Source organism: Enhydrobacter sp., assembly GCF_030246845.1.
Lineage (GTDB): Bacteria > Pseudomonadota > Alphaproteobacteria > Reyranellales > Reyranellaceae > Reyranella.
On record NZ_CP126889.1, the window covers coordinates 3546648 to 3568349 of the forward strand.

26 protein-coding genes and 2 pseudogenes are annotated in these 21702 nt (G+C 66.4%); 6 read left to right on the forward strand and 22 right to left on the reverse strand.

Features of this window, described 5'->3' with window-relative positions:
• Window positions 1-106 precede the first annotated feature (106 nt).
• The 4 genes from selD to OJF58_RS17775 form a co-directional block, all read right to left on the reverse strand.
• Window positions 107-1156: a selenide, water dikinase SelD gene (selD, locus tag OJF58_RS17760; RefSeq protein WP_300779044.1), complete on the reverse strand. Its 1050-nt coding sequence runs from the start codon at window positions 1154-1156 to the stop codon at window positions 107-109.
• Window positions 1157-1264: 108 nt separating this feature from the next.
• Window positions 1265-2068, reverse strand: a complete 804-nt coding sequence (locus OJF58_RS17765; protein ID WP_300779045.1) for an N-acyl homoserine lactonase family protein — start codon at window positions 2066-2068, stop codon at window positions 1265-1267.
• Window positions 2069-2125: 57 nt separating this feature from the next.
• Entirely contained in the window at window positions 2126-2506 is a 381-nt protein-coding gene (locus OJF58_RS17770) for a hypothetical protein (protein ID WP_300779046.1), read from the reverse strand.
• Window positions 2507-2524: 18 nt separating this feature from the next.
• On the reverse strand, window positions 2525-2749 hold the full coding sequence (locus tag OJF58_RS17775; RefSeq protein ID WP_300779047.1) for a hypothetical protein: 225 nt from the start codon (window positions 2747-2749) through the stop codon (window positions 2525-2527).
• 183 nt (window positions 2750-2932) lie between these two features.
• Here OJF58_RS17775 and OJF58_RS17780 point away from each other — a divergent pair, with 183 nt between their 5' ends.
• Window positions 2933-3676 (forward strand): class II aldolase/adducin family protein, encoded by a 744-nt coding sequence (locus OJF58_RS17780; protein WP_300779048.1) that lies wholly within the window; start codon window positions 2933-2935, stop codon window positions 3674-3676.
• A gap of 25 nt (window positions 3677-3701) precedes the next feature.
• On the opposite strand, the gene OJF58_RS17785 is transcribed toward OJF58_RS17780, so the two are convergent.
• From OJF58_RS17785 to OJF58_RS17840, 12 genes are all read right to left on the reverse strand, one after another.
• Complete coding sequence (locus tag OJF58_RS17785) at window positions 3702-4193, reverse strand: nuclear transport factor 2 family protein (RefSeq protein ID WP_300779049.1); 492 nt, start codon at window positions 4191-4193, stop codon at window positions 3702-3704.
• 124 nt (window positions 4194-4317) lie between these two features.
• Window positions 4318-4449 carry a hypothetical protein gene (locus OJF58_RS17790; RefSeq protein WP_300779050.1) on the reverse strand — a complete coding sequence of 44 codons (132 nt, stop codon included), beginning with the start codon at window positions 4447-4449 and terminating at the stop codon, window positions 4318-4320.
• A gap of 91 nt (window positions 4450-4540) precedes the next feature.
• Window positions 4541-5905, reverse strand: coding sequence for an MBL fold metallo-hydrolase (locus OJF58_RS17795; protein WP_300779051.1), 1365 nt, complete (start codon window positions 5903-5905; stop codon window positions 4541-4543).
• Window positions 5902-6885 carry an LOG family protein gene (locus OJF58_RS17800; protein ID WP_300779052.1) on the reverse strand — a complete coding sequence of 328 codons (984 nt, stop codon included), beginning with the start codon at window positions 6883-6885 and terminating at the stop codon, window positions 5902-5904. Before OJF58_RS17800 ends, OJF58_RS17795 begins: the two co-directional genes overlap by 4 nt.
• Before the next feature lie 19 nt (window positions 6886-6904).
• Window positions 6905-7477 carry a cytochrome b gene (locus tag OJF58_RS17805; RefSeq protein ID WP_300779053.1) on the reverse strand — a complete coding sequence of 191 codons (573 nt, stop codon included), beginning with the start codon at window positions 7475-7477 and terminating at the stop codon, window positions 6905-6907.
• 71 nt (window positions 7478-7548) lie between these two features.
• A complete protein-coding gene (locus tag OJF58_RS17810; protein WP_300779054.1) occupies window positions 7549-7782 on the reverse strand; it encodes a hypothetical protein in 234 nt (77 codons plus the stop codon).
• A gap of 28 nt (window positions 7783-7810) precedes the next feature.
• Entirely contained in the window at window positions 7811-8422 is a 612-nt protein-coding gene (locus OJF58_RS17815; RefSeq protein WP_300779055.1) for a TPM domain-containing protein, read from the reverse strand.
• Entirely contained in the window at window positions 8422-9168 is a 747-nt protein-coding gene (locus OJF58_RS17820) for a YgcG family protein (protein WP_300785315.1), read from the reverse strand. The genes OJF58_RS17815 and OJF58_RS17820 overlap by 1 nt, the downstream gene beginning before the upstream one ends.
• Before the next feature lie 105 nt (window positions 9169-9273).
• Window positions 9274-9873: a LemA family protein gene (locus tag OJF58_RS17825; protein ID WP_300779056.1), complete on the reverse strand. Its 600-nt coding sequence runs from the start codon at window positions 9871-9873 to the stop codon at window positions 9274-9276.
• 71 nt (window positions 9874-9944) lie between these two features.
• A complete protein-coding gene (locus OJF58_RS17830; protein WP_300779057.1) occupies window positions 9945-10811 on the reverse strand; it encodes a TauD/TfdA family dioxygenase in 867 nt (288 codons plus the stop codon).
• A 100-nt stretch (window positions 10812-10911) separates the two neighbouring features.
• Window positions 10912-11169 carry a hypothetical protein gene (locus OJF58_RS17835; protein ID WP_300779058.1) on the reverse strand — a complete coding sequence of 86 codons (258 nt, stop codon included), beginning with the start codon at window positions 11167-11169 and terminating at the stop codon, window positions 10912-10914.
• Window positions 11170-11242: 73 nt separating this feature from the next.
• Window positions 11243-11536: a hypothetical protein gene (locus tag OJF58_RS17840; RefSeq protein WP_300779059.1), complete on the reverse strand. Its 294-nt coding sequence runs from the start codon at window positions 11534-11536 to the stop codon at window positions 11243-11245.
• Between the two features lie 116 nt (window positions 11537-11652).
• On the opposite strand from OJF58_RS17840, the gene OJF58_RS17845 reads away from it, so the two are divergent.
• The gene (locus OJF58_RS17845; RefSeq protein WP_300779060.1) at window positions 11653-13857 is read left to right on the forward strand and encodes a penicillin acylase family protein; all 2205 of its coding nucleotides are present in this window, start codon (window positions 11653-11655) and stop codon (window positions 13855-13857) included.
• Window positions 13858-13862: 5 nt separating this feature from the next.
• Window positions 13863-15389 carry a GH3 auxin-responsive promoter family protein gene (locus OJF58_RS17850; RefSeq protein ID WP_300779061.1) on the forward strand — a complete coding sequence of 509 codons (1527 nt, stop codon included), beginning with the start codon at window positions 13863-13865 and terminating at the stop codon, window positions 15387-15389.
• A gap of 34 nt (window positions 15390-15423) precedes the next feature.
• Here the strand turns inward: OJF58_RS17850 and OJF58_RS17855 are convergent, their stop codons facing one another.
• The gene (locus tag OJF58_RS17855; protein WP_300779062.1) at window positions 15424-15552 is read right to left on the reverse strand and encodes a hypothetical protein; all 129 of its coding nucleotides are present in this window, start codon (window positions 15550-15552) and stop codon (window positions 15424-15426) included.
• Window positions 15553-15755: 203 nt separating this feature from the next.
• On the opposite strand from OJF58_RS17855, the gene OJF58_RS17860 reads away from it, so the two are divergent.
• Window positions 15756-16166: a response regulator gene (locus OJF58_RS17860; protein ID WP_300779063.1), complete on the forward strand. Its 411-nt coding sequence runs from the start codon at window positions 15756-15758 to the stop codon at window positions 16164-16166.
• Window positions 16167-16350: 184 nt separating this feature from the next.
• On the opposite strand, the gene OJF58_RS17865 is transcribed toward OJF58_RS17860, so the two are convergent.
• Window positions 16351-17289 carry a serine/threonine-protein kinase gene (locus OJF58_RS17865; protein ID WP_300779064.1) on the reverse strand — a complete coding sequence of 313 codons (939 nt, stop codon included), beginning with the start codon at window positions 17287-17289 and terminating at the stop codon, window positions 16351-16353.
• Window positions 17290-17466: 177 nt separating this feature from the next.
• Complete coding sequence (locus OJF58_RS17870) at window positions 17467-18930, reverse strand: hypothetical protein (RefSeq protein ID WP_300779065.1); 1464 nt, start codon at window positions 18928-18930, stop codon at window positions 17467-17469.
• Between the two features lie 207 nt (window positions 18931-19137).
• Between OJF58_RS17870 and OJF58_RS17875 the strand changes: the two are divergent.
• Window positions 19138-19311 (forward strand): annotated as a pseudogene (locus OJF58_RS17875) (transposase); the annotation flags it as partial.
• Between the two features lie 24 nt (window positions 19312-19335).
• Here the strand turns inward: OJF58_RS17875 and OJF58_RS17880 are convergent.
• The 3 genes and pseudogenes from OJF58_RS17880 to OJF58_RS17890 all read right to left on the reverse strand — a co-directional run.
• Window positions 19336-19460 (reverse strand): annotated as a pseudogene (locus tag OJF58_RS17880) (NAD(P)/FAD-dependent oxidoreductase); the annotation flags it as partial.
• Window positions 19461-19545: 85 nt separating this feature from the next.
• Window positions 19546-20019 (reverse strand): isoprenylcysteine carboxylmethyltransferase family protein, encoded by a 474-nt coding sequence (locus OJF58_RS17885; protein ID WP_300779066.1) that lies wholly within the window; start codon window positions 20017-20019, stop codon window positions 19546-19548.
• Between the two features lie 22 nt (window positions 20020-20041).
• Window positions 20042-20935: an NAD(P)/FAD-dependent oxidoreductase gene (locus OJF58_RS17890; RefSeq protein WP_300779067.1), complete on the reverse strand. Its 894-nt coding sequence runs from the start codon at window positions 20933-20935 to the stop codon at window positions 20042-20044.
• Between the two features lie 114 nt (window positions 20936-21049).
• Between OJF58_RS17890 and OJF58_RS17895 the strand changes: the two genes are divergently transcribed.
• Window positions 21050-21700 carry a TetR/AcrR family transcriptional regulator gene (locus tag OJF58_RS17895; protein ID WP_300779068.1) on the forward strand — a complete coding sequence of 217 codons (651 nt, stop codon included), beginning with the start codon at window positions 21050-21052 and terminating at the stop codon, window positions 21698-21700.
• Window positions 21701-21702 lie beyond the last annotated feature (2 nt).

Sequence of the window (21702 nt, forward strand, 5' to 3'; positions counted from 1 at the left end):
CCGTCGGCTTGCGTCGTCACGCCTCCGGGAAAGGAGAACCGATGTACCGGGTCTTTGCAACCACTGCTTTCGCCGCGGCCGCGCCCGGGTCTTGCAAGAGCTTGGCTCAGCCTATGACACGAACCACCGGTGTTCCTGCTTCGGCCCGGCCGATGATGCGCGCACCGGGGCAGCCGGCGGCCTGGACGGTGCGCAGCATTGCCTCCGCCTTTTCCGGGGAACAGGCGACCAGGAGACCGCCGGAGGTCTGCGGATCCGCGAGCAGATGACGCTTCCAGTCGGGTAGGGCGGCCGGCAGGACGACGTCGTGGCCGTAGCTCGCCCAGTTGCGATGCGAGGCGCCGGTGACATGCCCCCGCTGCGCGAGCGAGGCGGCGTCGGCCAGCATGGGCACGGCATCGGCCTCGATGGCAAGCGCGAGCCCAGAGCCGCGCGCCATCTCCAGCCCGTGACCCAGAACGCCGAAGCCCGTGACGTCGGTGATGGCATGCACGTCCTGGTCGGCGGCGAGCTCGGCGCCAACCTTGTTTAACAGCGTCGTGGTGGCGATCATCTCCTGATAGGCTTCCGGCGCCAGGGCGTTCTTCTTGATCGCGGCCGAATAAATGCCGACCCCGACGGGCTTGGTGAGGATCACCGCGTCGCCCGGCCTGGTGCCCGAATTGCGACGCACCTGCTCCGGCCGGCAGGTCCCGATGACAGCAAGACCGTACACCGGCTCGGGACAATCGATCGAATGGCCTCCCGCGACCGGAATGCCGGCCGACGCGCAGACAGCCGCACCGCCTTTCAGGATCTCACGCACCATCTCGGTGGGGATTTTGCCGAGCGGCATACCGAGAATGGCGAGCGCCATCACCGGCTGGCCGCCCATCGCATAGACGTCGGAGATCGCGTTGGTGGCGGCGATGCGGCCGAAGTCGAACGGATCGTCGACCATCGGCATGAAGAAGTCGGTGGTGGCGATGATGCACGTATTGTCGTCGACCTGCCACACCGCGGCATCGTCGGAGGTCTCCGTTCCCACCAGAAGCTGCTTGTACATCGCCGCCGCCGGCTGATCGGCGAGCAACTCCTGCAGCACCGACGGCGCGAGCTTGCAGCCGCAGCCGCCGCCATGAGCGAGACTCGTAAGCCGGACCTTGTGCGTGTTCATGACATTGCTCCTGCTGGCGCAGCATAGCACCCGCCCCGGGGCGCGCCACCGTAGCGGCGAGTATGCGCGGCATCGGTCCGGAGCGCGACGCCGCCCGGACCGCCGCGATCAGTCATAGAACTGCGGCGAATGCTTCAGGCTCTGGAAGGTGGGCAGGTCATGATTGATCCAGAGCAAGGCTTTCTTGCTGGCCACGATGGCGGCGAGCCGCGCATGCGAGGCGTGCGTTTGGTCGGCGTTGACGTTCATCGAGGGCACGCGATCATGGTCCCAATTGTCCTTGAAGTGGGCCGCGTCGCCGGTCAGCACGATCCATCCCGTCCTGGCGAGGTGGACCAGCAGCGACTGGTGCCCCGGCGTATGGCCGGGCGTGGAAAGAAGGGTGATGCTGCCGTCGCCGAACACGTCGAGATCGCCCGAGAGCTCGCGCATCGGCCGATCCTTCTTGAACGGCACCTTCTTGCCGGGCGCGAAAGCCCAGTCGACCTCGGCCTTCTGGATCAGGAGCATCGAGGCCGGAAACAGGTCGACATTGCCGACATGGTCGCCATGGGTATGCGAGACGGCAACGAAGGCGATGTCGGCCGGCGTCAGCCCCAGCTCGCCGAGCTGCGCGGCAAGTGTCCTTACCCGGCTCGCCGTCCCCACCGGCGTGGTGACGGGCCTTTCCGCGATCGCGTCGGGATAACCCGTGTCCCACAACAACCACTGCGCGCCATGGTGGATGAGGTAGCAGCCGTTGGAGAGCTCGATCGGCTTGCCGACATCGACGCCCGGCGACCAGCGCGATTGGTCCTGCGCCGAATTGTGCCCACAATCCATCACGTAGAGCCGGTCAGCCGTCTGGGCTGCAGCCGGCAACGTGACGGCCGCCGCGATCACACTTGCAAGAACCAGCCGGCGAACGTGCATGAGGCCCTCCCGGTCATGCGCCGCCGAAAGACTAGCGGAGCGCTCGCGAGCCGGCGTTCACTTTTGCGGGACCGGCTGAGCGTCGAGCCAGCGGCGCGCCTCGTGCATCTCGCGGAAGATCGCCAGTGGACGGCTGACCGTGGCCGCGTCGGCGAAGATTCTCGCCTGCGTGTAGCTCTCGTCGGATGCCGCCACGATCGCCACCGGCCCGACCTGGCCATGCTGGGCGTAGTACATCACCCGCGCGCCCAACGCCTTCAGGTTCTCCTCGCTGAGCGCGGTAGGGGTGCGTGTGATCTCGAAGATCTTGCGATATGACATGCCGCCTTCGGCGGTCACGCCGGCGAAATACTGCTCGATATCGGCGATGGTTACATCATCCCGAGCGACCGCCACGACCAGTCGGGCGGGATGGGAAATGGTCCAGCGAACCGGCATCCGTCCCGTGGCAGCCGCTCAGGCAGCGGGCGCGTGCGGAGGGGTGGGCACCTCGGCCAGGCAACGCTGCTGTCCCAGCGCCGTCAACCGGATGCGACCGCCGCTCTCCTCGACGAGCGCCAGTCGCTTGAGACGTTCCACCGAATTTGAGCGCAAGTGCTTGGGCTTGGTGATTCCCTTCGCCACGCGTCGCAGAACTGTCTGTTCGTTTGGGCTGAGCGGGGCGAGCAAGCCGCGTTCCATGGGCACCTCCTGCTCGTTCGCCCACATCAAAGCGCGTCGCTTCCGAAGTGGCAACAGAATCAATATGAAGAGACTGTGGCAGTCGGCGTTCCACCACCTTCGAGGAGGGGTGGAGGAAGGCCGGCAACCCTTTACTACTTGCCGCGCCGGTGCAAGAACGGTGGTGGATCAGGGAGACCGACCATGCATGGACGCAACATCGATCCGCAGGAATGGGAGATCCGCTGCGACCTCGCGGCGGCCTATCGGCTGATCGCCCATTTCGGCATGGACGATCTCATCTTCACCCATCTCTCGGCGCGGCTGCCGGGCAGGGAGCATCGCTTCCTCCTCAACCCCTACGGGCTGATGTTCGACGAGATAACCGCCTCGAGCCTCGTGGTGGTCGATCCCGAGGGCCATGCGGTCGAGAAAGAGGAGGAGTCCAAGATCAACAATGCGGGCTTCACGATCCATTCGGCCGTCCACATGACTCGGGACGACGCGCAGTGCGTGATGCACACCCACACCACGGCCGGCATGGCGGTGGCGGCGCAGGAGGAGGGCCTCCTGCCGCTCAACCAGATGTCGATGGAATTCCATGGTCGCGTCGCCTACCACGACTACGAGGGCGTGGCGCTCGATCTCGACGAGCGTGAACGGCTGGTGCGCGATCTCGGCGACAATGATGTCATGATCCTGAAACACCATGGTCTGCTCACGACCGGCCGCACCGTCGCCGAGGCCTTCTACAACATGTACTACATGGAACAGGCCTGCCGGATCCAGATTGCGGCCACACAGGGTGGCCGCAAGATCGCCCTGCCGCCGGCTCGGGTTGCAGAGCGTACCGCGGCGCAATTCGCGAGCTTCCCCGGCAAAGGGGAGCGCCCGTGGAAGGCCCTGCGCCGCATGCTCGATCGGGAAAGCCCGGCCTACGCGAGCTGAGCGAACGGCGAGCCTCGATTTTCGCCTACGCCTTGTAGCCTTGCCGCGCCAGGAGCTTCCAGCTCGAGCCCTGCTTTTGCCAGACTTGCAGGACGCCGAGCTTGGAGACGGTCCAGTTGCCGTCGCCGCTGCCGCTCTCGCTCATCCAGGCATGGCGCACGATGGCGTCGTTGCCGGAGATGGCGATCGTCTGCTTGGAGAGCTCGATGGACTTGTACACGGTCTTCTTGCCGACGATCGTGTCGATGAACGCCGCCTTGTCCTGGACGAGGCCGCTCGAATGGCCGTAGCTCAGCTGGTCGGCGATGAGCGACTCGAGCTTGGCCTTGTCGGGCGCCAGCATCGCCTTCGTGAGCTCGATGACGGCATCCGACACGGCGGCAACGGCTTCCTTGTCCTTGTCCTTGTCCTTGTCCTTGCTATCCTTGTTCTGCGCCGAGGCATCGGCCTCGGCGAATGCTGCCACGGCGGAAGCCAGCATGGCGGTGATGGCCAGATTGCGGCGATTGATCGTCATTGAGTTCTCCAGAGGCGGCTCGATTCCGGACGATGGCCGGGACGTTAGCACAGGATCCACATGACAGGCCCCGTGAATGTGGGACTGGCATACCCCCCGTTGCATGTCGCCAATGCTTTCGTGGTCACGGCGAGCCGCGATTGTTCTGGCCGCGGTCGTGTGTGGCATATCGCCCGTCGGCACCCGGCAGGTTCTTGCAGCTTGCCACCAGAAGGATCGCAATCACGGCGAGCACCATGCCGGTCCAGCATCTCATGTCTCACCTCCACGGCCCAAGGTAGCGCCGATGTCGGCAGATGCCAGCGGCGACGCGGTCAAATCTCGAACTGTTGATTCAGCGCCGGCATTTAGAGCTTCGGTGTGCGCAAAAGCGGCGCGAGATCCTTCATTACCGGCACTTCGCCGTGAACGAGGAAGGTCGCCTGCTTGCCGTCGATACGGTCGTGCCAGTCGATCAGTTCGCGCTGGTCGGCATGGGCCGAAAAGCCGTTGATGGTATGGATGTGAGCCCGCACGGGCACCTCCTCGCCGAGGACTTTGACGCGGCGCGCCCCGTCGATGATCTGTCGGGCCAGCGTGCCGGCGGCGGCGAAGCCGACGAAGACGATGCTGGCGGCGTCCCGCTCGAGGTTGTTGCGCAGGTGGTGGACGATCCGGCCGCCGGTGCACATGCCCGAACCGGCCATGATCACCGCGCCGCCGCTGATGCGGGCGATCGCCGCCGATTGAGCCGTCTCCCTCGCCATCCGCAGGCCCGGAACCACCAGCGGATCCCTGCCCGACCTGAAAAGCGCAGCGAGGGCGGGGGCATGCGACTCCGGATGACGGCGGAAGATTTCCGTCGCCGAGATGGCCATCGGTGAATCGAGGAACACCGGCAACGCCGGAGGCAGCCGACTGGTCTCGATGCCTCGGCGCAGGCAATAGAGGATCTCCTGGGTGCGTTCCAGGGCGAAGGTCGGGACGACGACGTTGCCGCGTCGCTGCAGCGTCGACGTGATGGCCTCGTACAGCTCCTCGACCGAGGCCGCGAACGAGCGGTGCCGGCGATTGCCGTACGTCGACTCTATCACCACGAAATCCGCCGCCGGCGGCGTACTGGGCGGACGCAGGAGCGGCCGGCCGGCATTGCCGATGTCGCCCGAGAAGAGGATCGATCGCGAGTGGCCGTCCTCCTCGGCTTTGATCAGGATGCTGGCCGAGCCGAGGATATGGCCGGCATCGAAGAACGTCGCGCGAATGCCGGGCGCGATGTCGATTGCCGTGTCGTAGGCAGCGGTCCGACCAAAGCGTCCGATGGCGTCGAGCGCATCGAGCATCGAGTAGAGTGCAGTGCCGCCTTCCGGCTCGCCGGGGCGAAAGGCGCGAATCGAGCCCTGGTTTCGATGCCCCGCCTCTTCCTCCTGCAAATGCGCCGCATCGAGGATCACCAGCCGTGCCAGCTCGAAGGTGGGCGCGGTTGCGATCACCTCGCCGCGAAAGCCCCGCTTCGCGAGCAGCGGCAACCGGCCGCAATGATCGAGATGCGCATGGGTCAGCAGCACATGATCGATTGCGGCCGGATCGAAGCCGAAGGGGGCGGCGTTCTCATCCCGCAATGCCCGGCGGCCCTGGAACAGGCCGCAGTCGATCAGAATGCGCCGGCCGCGGCATTCGAGCAGGTGGCAGGAGCCGGTCACGGTCTGGCCGGCGCCATGGAAGGACAGCTTCATGGGACGCCGACGTCGCTCGGGCAGAACGGCTCGCCCTTCAGCTCGTACCAGCGCAGGATGTCACGCCAGATCGCCTCCGCCGACTCCGAGAACCAGAACAGCTCGCGATCTTCGGCATCTATCATGCCTTCCTCGACCAGGAACTCGGGATCGAACGCGCGCCGCCAGAACGGCTCCCCCACTAGGACAACCGGGACCGGCGGCATCTTGCGCGTCTGCGACAGTTCGAGGATCTCGAACAACTCGTCGATGGTGCCGAAACCACCGGGGAAAACCACGAGCGCCCGCGCGCGCATCATGAAGTGCAGCTTGCGCAGCGCGAAGTAGCGGAATTTCAGGCAGAGCTCGGGCGTGACGTAGGGGTTGGGATACTGCTCGTGCGGCAGCGAGATGTTGAGGCCGATCGAGGGAGCGCCGACATCGTGCGCGCCCCGGTTGGCGGCCTCCATGATGCCGGGCCCGCCGCCCGTCATGATCATCGTCCGGCCGCCATAGGAGCAGTCGGCCACGCGGCCGACGATACGGCCGAATGCGCGCGCCATATCGTAGTATCTGCTTTTCTCGAGGAGGCGCAGGGCGACGGCATGCTGCTGCCGCAGCGTGCTGTTGTGCGGGTCCTCGCCGAGCCTGCGGACGCAGTCGTCGAGGCGCCGCTGGGCTGCGCGCGGCTCGTCGATGCGCGTGCTGCCGAACACCGCGACGGTGTGGGCGATATTGTTCTCTCTGAGCAGTGTCTCCGCCTTGAGGTATTCGAGCTGCAGGCGCAGGCCGCGGGTCTCCTTCTCCTGCAGGAAATCGAGATCTTCGTCGGCTTCGCGATAGCTCGCGCTGGCGAGGATGCGTCGCAGGGCCTCGGGCGCGGCCGGATCGTCGGCGGCGGGCTTGGGCTTCGCGGTTGGCAGCGACTGCCGCCGCCTGTCCGGCTGCGGCGGGTGCCGCGCGGGCGAGCGGCCACCGGCCGGGGAATCGTCGGCCTTCATCGTTCCTCCGAGGGCAGGGCTAGGAGTGCCGGCCGGACGCCGCTCCCTGGTGTCGGACCAGCATCATTCGGCGCAGCGTCCCGTCCTTGAGGACGTAGTGATGGGCGATGGCGGCCAGAGCGTGCAGCGTCGCCACGATGAGAAGCGAGTCGGCCAGCAATTCGTGGATCTCGTGGACGGAGCGTGACAGGGCGCGGTCGCGGGCCCAGGGCGAAGCGATCTCGGCGAGGCCGAACAGCGGCACCGGCTGGCCGCGGGTGAACTGCAGCACGATGCCCGTGATCGGCAGCGCCAGCATCAAGGCATAGAGCAGCCAGTGGACGAGGATCGCCGCGCGTTCGGCCCACGGACTGAACGCGGACGGCAGGAGCTCCGGCGGAGGGTGACCGAACCGCCAGCCCAGGCGCACGAAGACCAGCGCGAGCACCGTTAGCCCGAGCGACATGTGGGCGAAGAGCGCCGCCGGTTCGGCGCTCTTGGGAAAGTCGTCGATGAACGTGCCCAGCAGCCAGGCCAGCACGATACAGAGCGCGGCAAGCCAATGGAGCACCTTCGCGGTGGGGCCGTATCCGGCGATTTCGCTGTTCTGCATCACGTTACCAACCTGCGGTGAGCTGCGATGACTTCATTACGAGGACCTCCGTCGGCGCCAATTGATCTGGGTCAACGCTGCACGACGGCGAGAATATAGGCGAAATAGGCGAGGGGAACGGCGGCGAAGACAGCCAGCAGGCTCCAGAACAGGAAGGGTTGCCGCGAGCGGTCGATCACGAAGCGGCCGCCGCGCAGTTCCATCCGTCCGCACCGCAGTGCGCGCACGGTCAGCCAGCCCGACAACGCCGCAAGCGCAATCAGGAGGATGAACACATAGCCCGGCAGATCGCTGTTCGTTGACATCGTCGTTGTTCCGGGAAGGCCGGCCCGTTCAGATCAGGTAGATTCGGTCGGGCAGCTCGTCCCGCGAGCTTTCGGTCGGCGGAAAGTGCATCGCCAGGACGTCGGCGCATTTGTCGATCGCGGCGACGAAGCCGTCGGCGATCCGCCCCTCCCGCATATGGCCGGTCAGGGCGTCGACGGCCCGCTGCCATTCCGACTGGGGAACACGTGCGGCGATGCCGTCGTCGGCGACGATGCGCGCATAGCGCTCCGCCAGCGACACGAAGATCAGCACGGCCGTACGATCCCTTGTCCGCGTGATGCCACGCAGGACGAACTGTTCCATGGCCCGGCGGTGCGCGACGGCCCGCCGCGCCGCCCTCGGGACGAGGGCAACGGCGATGCGCGGCTGGCAAAGGATCATGGTCAGGGCCACGAACGTCGCCACCTGAAGCAGCAGGATCTGCCGGACCGCAAGCGCGGTGCACTGCACGAGCAGCCACGGCAGCAGCAGCGACACGACCGCCGCAATAACGACGGGCAGCGCGGTCCGATCCACCGATCGCCGCGCCAGGACGCAGACGATCTCGCCCGAGGTCCGCGCCTCGGCGGCCCGGATGGCGGCCGAGATCCGTGCGCTGTCTTCCGGCCGAAAGGACATCACCAGCTCCCCGAAGCGCCGCCGCCACCCGACGATCCGCCGCCGCCCGAGAAGCCCCCGCCCGAAGAACCGCCTCCGCCGGGAAATCCGCCGCCGGAGAAACCGCCGCCGCGGCGGTAGGTGCCACCGGAACTGGCCATGGTGGACAGCAGGATGTTGAAGAAAAAGAAACGAAAGCCGGGCGAGACGGCGAGCAGGAGAACAAGACCGATCAGCCCGGCAACGATGATCCAGTCCATCGGCCCGGTCTGCTCCTCGTCGTCGAGCCGCAGCGACGGCCGCTTCTGCCAGTCGGAGGCATCGGTCGTGAGCACCGTGATGATGTCGTCGACGCCCCGAACGATTCCGTCGCCGAAATTGCCCGTCTTGAACCGCGGCACGATGGCATTGGTGATGATCACCTTCGAAAGGGCGTCGGTCAGCGTGCCTTCGAGGCCGTAGCCGACCTCGATGCGCACGCGCCGCTCCTTGGGGGCGACCAGCAGCAGCACGCCATTGTTCTTCGTCTTCTCGCCGAGCTTCCATGTGCGGAACAGCTCGTTGGCATAGGGCTCGATCTCCATGCCATCGAGTGAATTGACGGTCGCGACCACGAGCTGAATGCCCGATTTGGCCTCGAGCCCGGCGAGCCTGCTCTCGAGCGCACGGCGGGTTTCGGCCGGAATGACATTGGCCTGATCGACGACGCGGCCGGTGAGCGGAGGGAAATTGGCGGCCAGTGCCGCGACGGCGAGGCACAACCACATCGCCAAGGACGCCGCGACGGCGGCTGGCGCTCGAATCGCCGTGCCCCCGGCGAGGCGAGAGACGGCGTCGGCGCCTGCACTCATGGCCGGACAGTCATCGGTGGATCAGAACTTCACTTGCGGCGGCTTCTGCGCATCCTCTCCCGCGGTGAACTCCGCCATCGGCTTGGCCGAGGGGAAGAAGATCGCCGCCCACAGCATTCCGGGGAAGGTCCGGAGTTCCGTATTGTAGGCGCGCACCGCTTCGATGTAGTCGCGCCGCGCTACCGCGATACGGTTCTCCGTCCCCTCGAGCTGGGACTGCAATGCCAGGAAGTTCTGGTTCGACTTGAGGTCGGGGTAGTTCTCGCTGACCGCGAGAAGCCGCCCGAGCGCGCCGGTAAGCTGATTCTGGGCATCCTGGAACTGTTTCAACTTCTCAGGGTCGGTGAGCTGCGACACGTCGATCTTGATCTGTGTCGCCTTCGCGCGCGCCTCGACCACCGCGGTCAGGACGTCCTTCTCCTGCTTCGCATAACCCTGCACGGTCGCGACCAGGTTCGGTATGAGATCCGCGCGGCGTTGATAGTTGTTCTGCACGTCGGCCCAGCGCGCCTTGGCCTGTTCCTCGAGTGTCGGGATGGTGTTGTAGCCGCAGGAGGCGACGGTGAAGAGGACAAGCATCGACGCGAGAAGGGTGCCGGCACGGCTAAGCCACGGACGCATGGACGCTCCTGTCGTGTTTTCGGAGTAAGCTTGCGCGCGAAGCATTCCGGGCGCCTCCCCGACTCGCCGGTTCACGCAGCCAGCGCGGCCTCGCTCACCGGATCGCCGGCGATGCGGCTGTGCCACATCACGCGCGGCTGGGTCATGTCCCACGGCGTGGCCTGATGCAGCAGGCAGCGATTGTCCCACACGACGACGTCGCCCGGCCGCCAGTCGTGGTGATAGATGCGCGGCGGCCGGCAGGCGAACTCGACCAACCCGGCGAGAAAGCGTTCCGATTCGACCTCGTCCATGCCGGGGATGTTGTGCGCATGCCGGCCGATCAGCAGCGACTTGCGGCCGGTCTCGGGGTGTGTCTTCACCAGCGGACGCAGCGGCACGGGGCCGTCATGGAAGCCGTAGCCGCTATATTCGCCGTCGGACTTCCGTGTCTCGTGGCCGAGCTTCGACTGGCTGTAGTGCAGGGAGTGATAGGCTGAAAGCTTCTCGACCTTGTCTCGCGTCCCGCCGTCGAGCGCATCGTAAGCCGCGCGCATGTCGGCCCAGCCGGTGCGGCCACCGACCGCCGGCACGACCTCGGCGCTGAACACGGCTCCCTTGGCCTGAACGGGCATGTAGGTCGAATCGGCGTGCCAGCCCATGTTGCCCTTCAGCACCTTCATCATGTCGTCGTTGTCCTTCTCGAGCCGCAGCGTGCCGTCGGCTTTCACGTTGCTGATGGCCGCCATCTCGAACTCGAGCGGCCCGAAGCGCTTGGCGAAAGCGATCTGCTCGTCACGCTTGAGAAACTGGCCGGGAAAGATCAACAGGGCGCGGTCGAGCCAGGCCGCGTGAAGCTCCCGCCATGTCGACTCGTCGAGCTCGGGAATGCGAACGTCGCTGACAACGGCGCCGAAGGTGGCGCCCTCGACCGGCCGGATCGAGAGACCCTGGGGCATATCACGTCCTCCACGCTTTTCTTGAGGAAGTATAGCAGCCGGCCCCGACGGCGCAGGCGATTTTGGCCGCCCATTTCGTGCGCAGTCGACCGCCACGTCGTCAGGCAGGGGCGGTGCCGCGGACCACGAAACCGACAAACATGACCAGGGTGCCGGCCACGCCCAGCAAGAACGCGATCAGCGGCACGTCGCCGAGGAAGGCGAGGGCAAGGCAGACAAGCACCAACGCGATGTGCAGCACGGAAAACAGTATCAGACGCTCGAAAGTGAGATAGGACCGGCGATGAGCGCGCATCTCCTCCGGCGGAACACTGGCATCGGCGGGAAGGTCGCCGTAGTGGGCAGTGGTGTCGGCCATGATGGGACCTCTTTGCAGCGATAGCTGGGTCTCCGAATCAACGCCATCGCTGCCGCCCGGTTTCCGCGCGACGCTATCCGCCGCCGAGGGGCGCGCTCGCGGCCGGCAGCCCCGGCGGCGTCGGATTGCTCCAATCCGGGATCTGGCCCCCCACCACGGCATTGGGCGTGTTCCCCGTGCTGCTGCCGGTGGCGGCGTTGTTGGGGCTGGGCGGCAGATAGGCCGTCGTCCTGACGCCGGGGCTTCGGCCGCCGGGCAAGGCGCCGTGCGAGACGGTCCGGTCGCAGGCGCCGACAGTGCAGACGGCCACGACAACGAGGAAAAGGCAGACACGCCTTCCGGTCGTATGTCCACGACGATGCGCCACAATCGCCTCCTGCCGTCACACGGAGCCAAACCGCCGCCGTGAGCGAAGGTTGCCTCCCGTCGCGGCCTTCGCCACGCTTCATCGCAGCGAACGGGAACGGCAGTAGGACGGGATCGTTGGCATTGCGCATGGACTGGCGACTGGTGCTGGGTGCGCTGCGGTTCGCGGCATGGCTCGGCATGGCGGCACCGCGCCTGCCGAAGCCGGGCTCGATCGGTCTTGCCGAGCGCCTGGCCGCGCTTCCTGTGCAGGACGCACCGATCGGGCGACCGGCGATCGTGCGATGGAACCGGCATGCGGTGCCCTTCATCGAGGCCGACGATGACGGCGACCTCCCTGTCCTGATCGGCATCGTGCAGGCGCATCTGCGCCTGGGCCAGATGGAGATGTTCCGTCGCGTCGCCGCCGGCCGGATGAGCGAGATGGTGGGCGCAGCCGCGATCGAGTTCGATCGTACGGTGCGCATCATCGGCTTTGCGCGCGCCGTGCCCGAGATCCAGCGCAACTTGCCCGCGGCGACGCGGACCTGGGTCGAGGCCTATGTGTCGGGCGTCAACCACGTGTTGGTCAAAGCGCCGTTGCCGCCCGAGTTCGGGCTGTTCGCACTCGAGCGCGAGCCCTGGACGGTCGCGGACGTGCTCACCCTGGGCCGGCTCTATGCTTTCGACAACAGCTGGCTCGTCTGGCTAAGGTTGATCGGCGCCTACGGCGGACCGGGCTGGCGCGAGCTCTGGGACAGGATTTCCGCCCATACCGCGGTGCCGCGCGAGGCCGTGCTGGGCGTCAACAATCGTAGCGGCAGCAACGCGGTGGCGATCGCCGGACGGCATGGCGGCAAGCCGTGGATCGTGGCCGATCCGCATCTCGGCCTGACCCTTCCCAACAACTGGATCGCGATGGGTTATCGTGCGCCCGGCCATCGTGCGGTCGGCCTGATGATCCCCGGAACGCCGTTCATGGCCACCGGCCGCAACGACTGGATCGGGTGGGCCGGCACCAGCCTGCACGCCCATGTGAGCGAGCTGTGCGACGTGTCGGATCTGCCGGTGGAGCAGATCGAGGCACGGCCGGAGAAACTGCGTGTGCGCTGGGGCCGGCCGCGCACGGTCGCGGTGCGGGCCTGCGCCACGGGACCGATCCTGTCGGACTCGCGCTTCTTCCGGACGGCCAGCGGGCGGACACTGGCGTTGCGCTGGGCAGGCCATGCCGAGAGCGACGAGGTGACCGCGATGCTGCGGCTCGAGCGCGCGCGGGATTGGAAGGGCTTCCGCGCCGCGCTGCAGGGCTTCGCCGTTCCAGGCCTCAACATGATCTATGGCGACAGCGAGGGCCATGTCGGCCACGCCCTGGCCGCCTGGATCCCGCGCCACCGGCATTCGAACGACCTGATCGCTCCAGGCGGCGGGCCCTGGAAGGAGTTCGTGAGAGGCGACGAGCTGCCGAACTGGTTCGATCCCGCGAACGGCTTCGTGGTTTCCGCCAACGACCGGCCGCGCAGCGGGCAGGTCATCGGCCGCTTCTTCTCGCCGCGCGGGCGCGCCGACAGATTGTCCGAGCTGGTCGGCCGCATGGCGCGGCCCGACCTTGCCTCATGCGCCGAGCTGCAGAGGGATGTGCGGTCGGAATCGGCGCAACGACTCGCGCAGCTTCTATGTCGAGCGCTGCGGGTATCGGGCAGACTGCCGTCAGAGCACGAACGCTGCATTGCCCTCCTCGCCGCGTGGGATGGCAGCTACGAGGAGGCGTCCAGGGCCGCCGCCCTGTTCGAGCGCCTGCTGTTCCATGTCGCGCGCCGTTTCTATCGTGACCGCGTGCTTGCAGCTTACGGTGCCTCGTGGGCGATGCGCGATCTCATCCTGCACGATCTGGAGGCGGTTCCTCCCGAGAAGCTCACGCTGCTCGTGCGGCAGGCCCTGCGCCGCAGCGTCCGATGCCGGGGCAACGCCACCTGGGGCGAGCTGCACCGTCTGCGCCTCGACCATGCCCTGGGCGGCATTCCGGTTGTGGGGCGGCGCTACCGTTTCCTCGATCTGCCAGCCGGGGGCGGCAGCGACACGGTGATGAAAACCTCGAACCCGCTGGCAGGGGGACGCCATGCTGTCCGCTTCGGATCCAATGCGCGCTTCATCGCCGGCCTGTCGGACATCGACGAGGCTCGCGTCGTGCTGCTGGGCGGTCAGGATGGCTGGTTCGGCAGCGCCAACTTCCTCGACCAGGTCGAGTTGTGGCGGCGAGGCGCTTATCTGCGGCTGCCGCTGAGCGGGAAGGCGGTGGAGATCGAATTCCCGATTGTCACGGCCTTCGCGCCGCCCGGGGGATGACGGCAATGCTCGACGGCACGCCCCTTCTGCGGGTCTATGCGCGTTGGCGACGGGCGGTGCTTGCCCGGCAGGATCCGGTCGCCGAGCAGGAGAAGGTGCTGCGCGGGCTGCTGGGCCGCGCCGCGACGACGCGCTTCCACCGCGATCATGTGCTGGCGAAGGTCCGCACCGTCGCCGACTATCAAAGTGCCGTGCCGCTCAGACGCTACGAGGATTTCTGGCGGGAATATTGGGGCAGCCGCTATCCGGTGCTGAAGGATCTGACCTGGCGCGGGCGCATGCCGTGCTTTGCCAACACCTCGGGCACAAGCAGCGGCGTCACCAAGCACATCCCCGTCTCGAAAGAGATGATGGCGGCGAATCGGCACGCCGCCATCGACCTCCTGGTTCATCACGTCGCCAACCGGCCGCAAAGCCGCGTGCTCGCCGGCCGCAATTTCATGCTGGGCGGCAGCACAGCCCTCGAGCAGGTGGCGCCCGGCGTGATGGCGGGCGATCTGAGCGGGATCGCGGCAGGCGGTGTGCCGTGGTGGGCGAAACCCTATTTCTTTCCTTCGGGGGAGTCCGGCGCGATTACGGATTGGGGAGAGAAGACGCGGCGACTTGCCGAGGAATCGCTCGACATGGCGATCCACAGCCTCTCCGGCACGCCGAGCTGGCTGCTGCCCTTCTTCGACCGGCTGCATGCGTTGCGGCCGGGCAGCGAACGCCTCGTCGACTGGTATCCCGGGCTGGAGATGATCGCGCATGGCGGCGTTTCCTTCACGCCTTACCGGCAGCGCTTCGACGAGCTGATGGAAGGCGGTCACGCCGAGACGCGCGAGGTCTATCCGGCGAGTGAAGGCTTCGTTGCGCTGGCCGATGCCGGTCCGCGCGACGGGCTGAGGCTGCTCGTCGACAACGGTCTGTTCTTCGAGTTCGTACCGGTGGAGGAACTTTCCCGCCCGATGCCGACGCGGCATTGGCTGCGCACCGCCGAGACCGGTCTCAACTATGCGCTGGTGCTCACGACGTGTGCGGGCCTCTGGTCGTACATCCTGGGCGATACGGTGCGCTTCGTAAGCCTCCGTCCGCCGCGACTGGCCGTGACGGGCCGCACGTCCTATGGGCTTTCCGCCTTCGGCGAGCACCTGATCGGCGAGGAGATCGACAAGGCCGTCGCTTCGGCGGCGGGCGAGGTGAACGTCGGCGTGGTGGAGTTCACCGTGGGTCCCCTCTATCCGGTCGGATCCGGCCGCAGCGGCCACCATCTCTACCTGGTCGAGTTCTCGCGGCCGATGGCCGAGTCCGAGTGCGATCGCTTCGGGCAGACGATCGACCGCACGCTCGCCGTCCTCAACCGCGACTATGCCGACCATCGCTGCGGCGACTTCGGCATGGGACCGCCGGAGCTGCGGGCCGTGCCGGCCGGCGGCTTCGCGCGCTGGATGAGGGCGCGCGGCAGGCTGGGCGGTCAGAACAAGGTGCCGCGCGTCTTCGCCGATCCCGCCGCCTTCGCGCGGGTCGTGGCCGAAATCACCGGCGGCGGCTGAAGCCCGGAACTGCGCTGCCGCGTGAAAGTCGACGTCACGGCGTGCCGATCAGCTTCTCGACGATCAGCCAGACGAACAGCCCGACCAGCAGGAAACAGGCGCAGGCCACGCCTGCACAGGCCAACTGGTCGATGGTGGGGTGTAGCACCGATCTTGGAATCACGGGCCACCTCCTGATGTCTGTACCGTCAAAGCATCATGGGCGCATCACGCCGCCGCTTCATGGCCGTTTGATGGACGATCCACGAATGCCTTTGGCCGAATCGCCACGACCGGCGAACGGGCGGGCATATGCAATTCACATGCAAATCGCGGGGGTGGTTGTGCATAACTCGAAAGCCTACGAGCAATAGGGCGACCTCCGCATTGCGGCCGGCCAGGCGGGCGCGCATCGTCGTTTGCATGGGTGGAGGGAAGAAACTGGCCGGCGTGCGGGTGCTGATCGTCGAGGACAATTTCCTCATCGCCGAGCAACTCAGCCGACTTGTTCAGGACGAGGGAGCAGAGGTCGTGGGGCCGGTCGCTACCTCGCAAATGGCGTGTGCGCTGATCCGCAGCCGACCGCTCGACGGCGCGCTTCTCGATGTCAGCCTGCAGTGGGAAGAGTCGACGCAGATCGCTTCGCTCCTCGAGGAGAGGCATGTTCCGTTCGTTGTCGTCACCGGTCACGAGCGCGAGTTCATCTCGGATCGCTTCCCGGCGGCGCCCTATGTCAGCAAGCCGTTCAGCGAGAAGAACCTGATTACGCTCGTGTCGGAGACATTCGTCGCCGCCTGACGGCTGTCGGGCGGCGGACAACCGCTTGGGTGAGGGGAAGGGCGATGGCGCCGGCGACAGATCAGTATGTCGCCGGCGCCGCTGTCGGCACAAGGTTGGGGTGTGTGTCGGGCAGCGCGTGCAAGGTGATCTTCCATCGCTGCGTTGGCCAGTGACCAATCGGAGAAGCGTGCTGCGCCGATGACTATCGTCGTGGCGTGACCGCCGCAGCGGCGGCCGTCCAGAGCCGGCTGAAGCGCGACTTGCTCGCCAGGCCGGATCGTGCGCCCGCCCTCGATCGCAGGAGCGCGCGCAAGACCCGGATCGATTGCGGCCGGTCGCCGGGATGGAGCGTGAGCGCCCGGTCGATGCCGGCGAGCATCTCGCGGGCGAAACCCGCCGGTGCCGCGACGGCCAGCGGTTCGTATCGATCGGACTGCAGCCGCCGGGCGGCATCGGGCGGCGCGCGGCCGGTGATGGCGTAGTGGATGGTGGCGGCCAGCGCATAGATGTCCGTGGCGGCGCTCGCCGGCTCGCCGCGCAACAGCTCGGGCGCTGCGTAGCCCGACGGAGGCGGCGGCGCCAGGCCGGGCAGCCGCTGCGCCATCGCAGCACGCGCATTGCCGAAATCTATCAAGGTGGGCCGGCCGATCAGATCGACCATCACGTTGGCGGGCCGGATGTCGCCATGGAGCAGGCCTTCGCCGTGCAGATGGGACAGCGCCTCGACGAGTGAGCTCAGCAGGCGCTCGACGGTTGCCGGGCGCATTATGCCGCCGGTGCGCACGCGCTGCTGGAGGCTGATGCCGGGCACGACGTTGAAGACGATGCAGGAGGTGCCATTGGCATCCAGCAGATCGATCGCGCGCGCGACGAACGGGACAGGCGGCAGGTCGCGAAGCCTCGCGCCTTCCTCGACGAAGCGCGTGCGCATCCAGTCGAGATCCGCTGCCGCCGACGAAGGCTCTGCGACCACGTTGATGCCGTCCGGCCTGAGCGCCAGCATCCACGGCAGGAATTCCTTGATGACGACGTCACGGCCCAGCGTACGGTCACGCGCGCAATAGGTGGGACCCAACGCGCCGCAACCGAGAAGGGACATGATCTCGTAGCGGCCGATAGTCTCGCCCGGCCACAGCGTCACGAAGGCGGCATCGCTTAGATGCCGCCTGCGGCCGGCCGGCTCGCTTGCCGCTGTCCGGGAAGAGCCGGGCGATGTGTCGGCACGGAGGGCGACCATTGCACATGACCATAAGTGGCCGCGGCAAGGCCGGCAGTGACAAAGCTGAGCTTTCCGCAGGCGGCCGGATGGCTGTCCGGATCACGATCGGTCGATGGCCGAGCGCCACGACGGCGCGCGGCGCTGGGGCGAATCGCCTGGCAGCGATCCGATGCGGGCCAGCCGGTCGCCGACGCCGGCAAAGCGCGCCTCGTGCGGACGCCGCGCAGGCTCCGCGGCACGTTCGTACAGGATGGCGGCCGCGGCGGCCATGAACAGCACGGCCCAGCAGGTCGGGCCGACATAGGCGCCCGCCGCCTGGCCGAGGATCGACCACACCAGCCAGCAGAAGGCGGCACTCGGCACGCCGAGCGTGAACAGCCAATAGGTGAGCGCCGCGCCGACGATGACGCCGAAGAACAGGCCGAGATAGATCCAGTGCAGCCAGAAGTAGTTGATCAGCAGCTCGGTCGCCGGCGAGACGATCTGCCACCCTGTCGAATAGGCGGGAGACTGCACGTAGATGTTGACGACGCGCTGCTCGATATAGGGCTCGCCGGTCAGGCCGGCACCCGCGATCGGAAAATCGCGTAGAATCTCCCGTCCGGCGATCGCCGGTCCCTGCACGCGGTAGAAGAAGCTGGGGTCGTTGCCGTTCGAGATCTCCTTCAGGCGCGCGGAGAAGATCGACTGGCCCAGTACGACAGAGGCGCCGAGGAAGACGAGCGCGACTGCGGCCACCCTGAAGAGCCTTGCAAAGTCCAGGCGGCCGTTGCGGCGGCTGGCCAGGAACATCATGTAAGGCAGGACCATCACCAGCATGAGCAGCAAGGTGGGACCCGGCATGGCGAAGATACCGAGGCCGACCATCGCGACATAGAGGAAGAGCTTCCAGCGCCAGCGGCTGACGACGAACCAGACGAAGGTGAAGATCGAGAAGCAGAAGGTGACGCTGGCCGGCTCGGAGGCGAAGAACTTGGGCCGGATGCGGTTGTAGAGCAGCATGTCGCGCAGGTCGTTCTCGTAGACGCCGCGCTGGTAGATCACCGCGCGCACCCGGTCGCTGACCTCGCGCAAGCCGGTATAGTCCTCGAGCAGGCAGCCGATCAGGATGATCACGGAGATCGTCAGGAACAGGCCCGCCACCTGGCTGCGGCGGGCCTGCACCAGGGTGAGGAACAGGGCATAGCCGATGGTGATCGAGTAGGTGAGCTGGATGAGGCCGTTCAGCCGTCGCGGCAGAAAGGCGAGGTCGGGCGCGACGAGGATCGACACGACATAGAGGAACAGGATGACGAGATAGCCGACGAAGGCCTTCTCGGTGATCTGATGGCGCCGCCGCCACAGCAGGATCAGGCCGGCCACGCCCGCCGGCATGGACGGGAACGGCACGCTGGCCGAGATCATGATCGTGTAGTGCGTGTACAGGCCGATCAGGAACACGCAGACCAGCCCCAGGTCCAACCAGCCGATGCCTTGCGCCTGCGCAGTGCCGGTGGAACCGGCCCTTGTCTCGAACCACTCCGCCTGGGCAATGCCTTGCCGGTAGTCCAGCGCACGCGCCATCCTCTGGGTCCTCTTCAGATCCCCGGTTCAATCTCCCGCTGTTGTCGATTCGGACCTGAATGACACGGACCGAACCCTTGGGGCCGGACCGACGTGACGACGACTAACGTCGGACGACCGACATCCGATGCGGCGCCGTCCGTGTCATTGATGTGGCGCGCGCGTGCACGGCTCGTGCAACTTATCAGCCAACAAGCGAGCTGACCGGTGCGTCGTTATGGATTGCGGGACGATCAATGGGATCGGATCAAGGACATGCTGCCGAGGCGCGAGGGCCATGTCGGGGTCACGGCCAGGAACAACCGGCTGTTCGTGGAAGCCGTGCTCTACCGATACCGAGCGGGCCTCCCATGGCGCGATCTGCCGGAGCGCTTTGGCGATCCGATCAAGATCCACACCCGCTTTTCCCGCCATCGCGCCGTGCGATGATGCTGTGGTGACCGAGGGCATGAGGGGGTTGGCGAGGTCGCCGGCGGCGTGGATGCCGGGCGGCTGGTTTTGCGGCGCTCGTCGACCTTGAGGGCGATGCCGCCGCGACGGCTCGACGAGACGCTCGCGGCAAGGAAGCCGGTGCTGGTTTATCAGAAGGCCCCGCAGGCGGCAGCGGCGGAATAGTCAGAGCCAGCGGCGAACCTCGGCCTTGTAGCGGCGGTAGTCGTCGCCGAACTTCGCTTCGAGATAGCGCTCCTCGCGGGCGATCACCTGCGTCTGGATCGCGATCAGCACCAACGGGAGCAAGGCGAAGGCGATCGGCCCGTCAAAGCCGATCGCAAGGCCGGCATAGACAAGCGCCATGCCGAGATACATGGGGTTGCGGGTCCACCGATAGGGACCGGTCGTTGCGATGAGGGTCGTTGGCTGCGACGGCGGAATGTTGGTGCCCAGCCGCCGAAACAGCCCCGCCGCCGCAAGCATCATCGCCGCGCCGGCAACGAACAGCAGCGCGCCCGTCGCGACCAGCAACCGCCAGTCGATGCCGAAAGAGCGCAGGGTGACGAACCGCTCCGCCGCCAGCCCCAACAGCAGCGCTCCCAGATAGACGAAGGGCGGAGGGAAGCGCACACCCGCGCTGTCTGATTCGACGGCCATGCTCATCCTCCAATCTTTGCTCTCAAACCAGCATCGACTGCTGGGCGAAGATACCCGCCATCGCGCCGTGCGATGATGCTGTGGTGACCGAGGGCATGAGGGGGTTGGCGAGGTCGCCGGCGGCGTAGATGCCCGGCATGCTGGTTTCGCGGCGCTCGTCGACCTTGAGGACGATGCCGTCGGGCCTATCGACCGTGGCGAGGCCAAGTGATTCATGCAGGCTTGCGGATGGCTTGTTGCGCGGATGGGAGAACAGGATGTCGACCGAAACCTTGGAGCCGGTATCGAGCTGGACGGTGGCCTTATGGCCCCCGTGATGGGCGATTCCGGTGATCCGGCCCTCGACGACAGGTATCTTGCGGCGCGCCAGATCGGCCCGGATATCGGGCGGAATGTCATGACCATCGGCGAAGACCGTCAACCTGTCGGTCCAATCGTGGTACAGCCTGACATAATTGCGCGACTGCGGGCCGGACCAGACGAGGCCCCAATGCTGGCCGGCGACTTCAAAGCCGTCGCAATAGGGGCAGGGCACGATGGACGTGCCCCAGCCTTGGGCAAAGCCCGGAACATCAGGCATCTGGTCGACGACGCCATAGCTCAGGATCAGGCGGCGCGCCCCAAGGCTTTCGCCATCGGCAGTGAGGACGGAAAAATCGTCGATGGCGCCGGAGACGCTGTCGGCCCGGGCATTGACCAGCCTGATCGTGGGATAGCGCGCCAGCTGCTGCCGCGCCTCGGCCAGGATGTCCAGCGGTGGCTTGTGATCGTGGCCGAGCAGACCATGCGAGTGGCCGGCGAAGCGGTTGCGCGGCAGGCCGGTATCGAGAACGGTGACCTTGCGGCGGGCACGGCCGAGCTGCAGGGCGCCGGCGAGACCGGCAAAGCTGCCGCCGATGATAATGACGTCATCCATGGTGATGGGCTCCGTTGGAGGACGGGTTGAAACCTACCCAATGGCTTGCATATTTTAGATACTACGTAGTATCGTAATGCAAGAATTAGGATACTGTCAAGGACTAGAATTGTCGTGAACAAAAAAAGACAGGGCCGGCGCGGCCGGCCCGCCAACGAGGCGCTTGGCCAAACGATCGTCGACGCCGCGAGCGAACTCTTTGTGGAATTGGGCTTTCAGGCGACGACATTGGACAAGGTCGCCCAGCGGGCGAAGATATCGAAGCTCAGCATCTATCGGCACTTCGAGAACAAGGAGGCGCTGTTCAGCGCGGCTATCGCGGCCGGCTGCCATCGGTTGTTTGCACCACAGGCCCTTCTTGAAGGTGTCGACGGCTCGGTCGAAGATCAGCTCATGGCGGTGGGAACATCCCTGCTTCGCACGCTGTTGCGCTCGGATGTCCGCAGTGTCGAAGCCATGGTCATGGCCGATAAGACGAATCAAAACTCGTTAAGCAAGCTCCACTACGAAGCCGGCCCCGCCCATGTCATCGCCCAAATCGAGGCCCTGTTGCGTCAGTTGCACGCGAAGGCGCTTCTGAACGTGCCCGATCCTCTCCGGTCCGCCCGCTTGTTTGCCGCGCTTTTCAAAGGAGCCGATCTCCTGATGATCGCGCGCTTCGATCAGGCGAGAGCAGAGGACGACATCGAAATCGAATCCTATTGCCGGTCGGCCGTCGCCATGTTCATCGCCGCGCACGGTGGCAACGACCACGCGGGCGGATAGCC

Excerpts from the sequence above, each read along its gene's own strand:
- selD (WP_300779044.1), bottom strand. The coding sequence starts at position 1,156 with ATGAACACGCACAAGGTCCGGCTTACGAGTCTCGCTCATGGCGGCGGC.
- OJF58_RS17765 (WP_300779045.1), bottom strand. The coding sequence starts at position 2,068 with ATGCACGTTCGCCGGCTGGTTCTTGCAAGTGTGATCGCGGCGGCCGTC.
- OJF58_RS17770 (WP_300779046.1), bottom strand. The coding sequence starts at position 2,506 with ATGCCGGTTCGCTGGACCATTTCCCATCCCGCCCGACTGGTCGTGGCG.
- OJF58_RS17775 (WP_300779047.1), bottom strand. The coding sequence starts at position 2,749 with ATGGAACGCGGCTTGCTCGCCCCGCTCAGCCCAAACGAACAGACAGTT.
- OJF58_RS17780 (WP_300779048.1), top strand. The coding sequence starts at position 2,933 with ATGCATGGACGCAACATCGATCCGCAGGAATGGGAGATCCGCTGCGAC.
- OJF58_RS17785 (WP_300779049.1), bottom strand. The coding sequence starts at position 4,193 with ATGACGATCAATCGCCGCAATCTGGCCATCACCGCCATGCTGGCTTCC.
- OJF58_RS17790 (WP_300779050.1), bottom strand. The coding sequence starts at position 4,449 with ATGAGATGCTGGACCGGCATGGTGCTCGCCGTGATTGCGATCCTTCTG.
- OJF58_RS17795 (WP_300779051.1), bottom strand. The coding sequence starts at position 5,905 with ATGAAGCTGTCCTTCCATGGCGCCGGCCAGACCGTGACCGGCTCCTGC.
- OJF58_RS17800 (WP_300779052.1), bottom strand. The coding sequence starts at position 6,885 with ATGAAGGCCGACGATTCCCCGGCCGGTGGCCGCTCGCCCGCGCGGCAC.
- OJF58_RS17805 (WP_300779053.1), bottom strand. The coding sequence starts at position 7,477 with ATGCAGAACAGCGAAATCGCCGGATACGGCCCCACCGCGAAGGTGCTC.
- OJF58_RS17810 (WP_300779054.1), bottom strand. The coding sequence starts at position 7,782 with ATGTCAACGAACAGCGATCTGCCGGGCTATGTGTTCATCCTCCTGATT.
- OJF58_RS17815 (WP_300779055.1), bottom strand. The coding sequence starts at position 8,422 with ATGTCCTTTCGGCCGGAAGACAGCGCACGGATCTCGGCCGCCATCCGG.
- OJF58_RS17820 (WP_300785315.1), bottom strand. The coding sequence starts at position 9,168 with ATGTGGTTGTGCCTCGCCGTCGCGGCACTGGCCGCCAATTTCCCTCCG.
- OJF58_RS17825 (WP_300779056.1), bottom strand. The coding sequence starts at position 9,873 with ATGCGTCCGTGGCTTAGCCGTGCCGGCACCCTTCTCGCGTCGATGCTT.
- OJF58_RS17830 (WP_300779057.1), bottom strand. The coding sequence starts at position 10,811 with ATGCCCCAGGGTCTCTCGATCCGGCCGGTCGAGGGCGCCACCTTCGGC.
- OJF58_RS17835 (WP_300779058.1), bottom strand. The coding sequence starts at position 11,169 with ATGGCCGACACCACTGCCCACTACGGCGACCTTCCCGCCGATGCCAGT.
- OJF58_RS17850 (WP_300779061.1), top strand. The coding sequence starts at position 13,863 with ATGCTCGACGGCACGCCCCTTCTGCGGGTCTATGCGCGTTGGCGACGG.
- OJF58_RS17870 (WP_300779065.1), bottom strand. The coding sequence starts at position 18,930 with ATGGCGCGTGCGCTGGACTACCGGCAAGGCATTGCCCAGGCGGAGTGG.
- OJF58_RS17885 (WP_300779066.1), bottom strand. The coding sequence starts at position 20,019 with ATGGCCGTCGAATCAGACAGCGCGGGTGTGCGCTTCCCTCCGCCCTTC.
- OJF58_RS17890 (WP_300779067.1), bottom strand. The coding sequence starts at position 20,935 with ATGGATGACGTCATTATCATCGGCGGCAGCTTTGCCGGTCTCGCCGGC.